General features: G+C 69.7%; 3 protein-coding genes. 1 reads left to right on the top strand and 2 read right to left on the bottom strand.

What is annotated here, in order from left to right:
- Positions 1–262: 262 nt before the first annotated feature.
- Complete coding sequence (locus tag B4M60_RS02705) at positions 263–1,492, top strand: L,D-transpeptidase (protein ID WP_414646715.1); 1,230 nt, start codon at positions 263–265, stop codon at positions 1,490–1,492.
- Position 1,493: 1 nt separating this feature from the next.
- On the opposite strand, the gene efeB is transcribed toward B4M60_RS02705, so the two are convergent.
- Together efeB and efeO are read right to left on the bottom strand one after the other, a co-directional pair.
- On the bottom strand, positions 1,494–2,825 hold the full coding sequence (efeB, locus tag B4M60_RS02710) for an iron uptake transporter deferrochelatase/peroxidase subunit (protein WP_291080048.1): 1,332 nt from the start codon (positions 2,823–2,825) through the stop codon (positions 1,494–1,496).
- Position 2,826: 1 nt separating this feature from the next.
- A partial coding sequence (gene efeO / locus B4M60_RS02715) for an iron uptake system protein EfeO (RefSeq protein WP_291080049.1) occupies positions 2,827–3,894 on the bottom strand: 1,068 nt, incomplete at its 5' end.

Below are 3,894 nucleotides of genomic sequence, written 5' to 3' on the forward strand. Positions count from 1 at the left end.
CTCGAACCCCGAACCCGCTGATTAAGAGTCAGCTGCTCTGCCAATTGAGCTAATGGCGCCTGCGTGGTGCGAGAGAAACAGTAACAGGACGCCGTCGGGAACGCGAAATCGGCTGGTCAGGGCGGGGGTGTCTCGGATGTTGACGAGGCATCCTTAATCATTTCGATATGGAAGGCGTGCATCTTCCCAGGCATACTGGGGTTGAGTTCCCCGCGGCCGAGGCGTGTCCGCGGGGGCGGGGGATGTTCGGAAGGGGCTCTTAGTGACTCAGCGCAGGACCACACCGGCCAGGCGAACGGGCGCACGCGTCCGGTCGAGGAGCCGAATCGCGCTGGCCGCGGTTCTCACCACGACGCTCGTCCTCACGGGCTGCACGATCGGCGAGGGCGGCGGGGGATCCCAGGTCGCGGAGGCCCCCGCGGGTCCGGCCGTGGTGATGGACCTGTCCGTCGGAGACGGTGCGCTCGACGCCAACCCCGCCCAACCGGTCGTGCTCACCGCGAGCGACGGTCGCCTCGACTCGGTGGTCCTGCGCAACCCGGAGGGCGTGCAGGTCGCGGGGGAGTTCAACGCCGACTTCACGGAATGGCGGAGCACCGAGGAGCTCGGGTACGGCCGCCAGTACACGCTTGAGTCCTCGGCCACGGACGAGGCCGGCCTGGTCGCGCGGAAGAACGCGACGTTCAGCACCCTCACGCCCCGCATCATGACCGCGGCGTACCTCACCACGGGTGAGGGGTCCACGGTCGGGATCGGACAGCCCGTGGCCGTGATGTTCGACGAGCCGATCGCGGATCGCCGGGCCGCCCAGGACAAGATCGTCATCACCACCGACCCCGCTGTCGAGGGAGCCTTCTACTGGGTGTCCGACCAGGAGGTCCGCTGGCGGCCGGCCGAGTACTGGGCCCCCGGAACCAAGATCGACGTGCACGTGGACATCTACGGCGAGGACCTGGGCGGGGGCATGTACGGCCAGGAGGACGCGTTCAGCAACTTCGAGATCGGTGACGCGGTCATCTCCAGGGTGGACGACTCCACCAAGCAGATCGTGGTCGAGCGCAACGGCGAGGTGGTCAAGACCATGCCCACCTCGATGGGCAAGTCCTCGGCCCCGACCCCCAACGGCACGTACATCATCGGCGAGAAGCACGCGTCGCTGGTGATGGACTCGTCCACCTACGGGGTGCCGGTCAACTCGGCGGAGGGGTATCGCACCCCGGTCCAGTACGCGACCCGCATGTCCTACAGCGGCATCTTCGTCCACGCGGCGCCGTGGTCCGTGTGGGCCCAGGGAAGCCAGAACACCAGCCATGGCTGCCTCAACGTCTCCACCTCGGACGCGGCGTGGTTCTACGAGAACTCCAAGCGCGGCGACATCGTCGAGGTCTCCGGAACGGTGGGCCCGACCCTGCCCGGGTGGGACGGCCTGGGAGACTGGAACATCCCGTGGGCCACCTGGAAGGCAGGGAACGCCGACGAGGGGTCGTCCTGAGCTAGACGGGGTCCTCGAAGAGTCCCTGCCCCACGTAGATCTGCCCCTCCGCCAGGCCCGGCGGGATCGCGAACACCGAGTTCGTGAGGTGCTGCAGGTACTGGGTGAGCAGGTCGAACTGCATCCGGGCCAACAGCGGAGTGAAGTGTTGACGCGGGTCGCGGACGAACGCGATGAAGAACAGGCCGGCGTCCAACCGGCCCAGCTCGTCCGAGCCGTCCGTGTAGTTGTAGCCGCGGCGGAGCATCTGGACGCCGGCGTTCCGGGTCGGGTGCATCAGTGCCACGTGACTCGCCTCGGGGATCACGGGGGAACCGCCCGGGGTTCGTGCGGTGAAGTCCGGCGCGCTGGACTCGTCGCCGCCCGACAGGGGAGCGCCGGAGATCTTGTCCCGGCCCACCGCGTTCTCCTGGTCCCGCAGGGGCAGCTCGTCCCACACCTCCATGGTCATGCGGATCTTGCGGGCGCAGAGGTAGGTCCCGCCGGCCATCCAGTCCGCGGCGCCGCCTCCGTCGCCCTCGGCCACCCAGACGAAGTCCCGCAGCAGTTCGTCCTGGTTCCCGCGCAGCGACGCTGTCCCGTCCTTGAAGCCGAAGAGGTTGCGCGGGGTGACCTGGCCGGCCCCCGTGGAGGAGGTCCGCCCGTAACCGAGCTGCGTCCACCGGACGGTGGCCCACCCGAACGCGATCCGCGTGAGGTTGTGGACGGCGTGCAGCGCCACGAGCGGGTCCTCGGCACAGGCCTGCACCACCAGGTCCCCGCCGCTCCGACCGGGATCGATCTTCTCCGCCGCCATCCGCGGGATGTCCTCGGCGAGCGCGGCGGGCAGCCGGTCGCCCAGGCCGAAGCGGTCGCGGCCCTGCTGGTCCCGGAACAGGGTCCGCCCGAAGCCAAAGGTGATGGTGAGGCCGGCGGCCGGGAGGTCGAAGGCCTCGCCGGTGTCGTCGGGGGGTGCGGATTTGGACACCCGCATCGAGTCGACCGGCAACCCCTGCGTGAGGTTCTCGGCGGCGCGGGTCCACGCGGTGAGCAGGTCGATCAGGGAATCCCGGTCCCGGGCCGTCACGTCGAACGCCGTGAGGTGCATCTGCTGCTGTGCCGGGGTGGTGACGCCCTGCTGGTGCTCGCCGCGGAACGGGTAGCTGAGTTCGCCGATCCCGGGGGCGGCGCCGCCTCCGGCGGAGGCCCGCCCCCCGGCGAATCCCGCCACGGCGCCCACCCCGCCGGCAAGAGCGCCCGCGAGCACCACCCGCCGGGTGACCCCGGTGTCGGTGGTGTGCGCCGGGGGTTCCGCGTCTGCGGGCTGTCGCGGGCCGATCGTCTGCGGGTCCATGTCAGCCGACGATGACCTCGGTCAGGGTGGCCAGTGGCCGCCGCAGGGCGTTGACGGAGTCGGAGAGCTGCTTGCGCTCGGCGGCGTCGAGCTCGGTGAACGGGACGAACCCGTCCTCGCCGGTGCGGTAGCCGTCCAGCGTCGAGCTGAGGGAGGCGATGCGCGCGTCGATCTCGTCGACCAGCTCGGCGTCCTTGAGTTCTGCGAGGTCGCGGACCGTCCCGAACGCCACCGAGGCGCCCTCGAGGTTGGCCTGGATGTCGTAGAGGTCGGTGTGCGAGAAGATCTCCTCCTCGCCGGTGATCTTGGTGGTCGCCACCTCCTCGAGCAGCGCGATGGCGCCGTTGGAGATCTCGTCCAGGCCGATCGTGAAGTCGTCGGCGCTGACCAGGTCGTAGAGCGTCCGGGTGTCGCGGTCGAGGGCGTCCGCCATCTCGCGTCGCTGATCCGCGGTGAGCGCGGGCTGGCCGGCGGGCAGCCACAGGTCCTTCTCCAGCACGTGCCACCCGGTCCACGGCTCGCCCAGTTCCTGCGAGTCGGCCTCACGCAGGTCGAGCGCCGGGTCGATGTCCCCGAACGCCTCGGCCGTGGGCTCGATGCGCTCGTAGTGCATCCGCACCCGGGGGTACAGCTCCCGGGCCAGGTCGCGGTCGCCGGCGAGGTAGGCGGTCGTGAACTCCCGGGTCCCGGTGAGCAGCGCCCCGGCCTGATCTCTGACGTAGGCGGTGTAGCTCACCACGGCCGCGTCGCGCAGGGCCTGCTCGTCGTCGGAGACCGTGATCTCCTCACCGGAGTCGGTCACCGTGAACTCGGTGAGTCCCGTGATCTCGCCGACCATGTTGGGCTTGCACGCCGTGTAGTACGTGCCGGGTTCGAGCACGATGGTGAAGTCGGTGGTCGTGCCGGGACCGAGGTTCTCGCGCTCGCCCACGATCCGGAGCTTGTCCTCGGCGAGGATTTCGAACTCGTTGGACTCGCCACCGGCGTTGACGAGCGTGAAGCGGGCGGTTCCCGAGGGGGTCTCGGTGGCCGAGACCGGGCAGTCGGCGCCGTTGATCGTCACCTCGAG

The sequence above is a fragment of the Dietzia sp. UBA5065 genome (assembly GCA_002415925.1).
Lineage (GTDB): Bacteria > Actinomycetota > Actinomycetes > Mycobacteriales > Mycobacteriaceae > Dietzia.

What these genes read in the sequence shown, in the direction of transcription:
- efeB (WP_291080048.1), bottom strand. Translation starts at nt 2,825, where the DNA reads ATGGACCCGCAGACGATCGGCCCGCGACAGCCCGCAGACGCGGAACCC.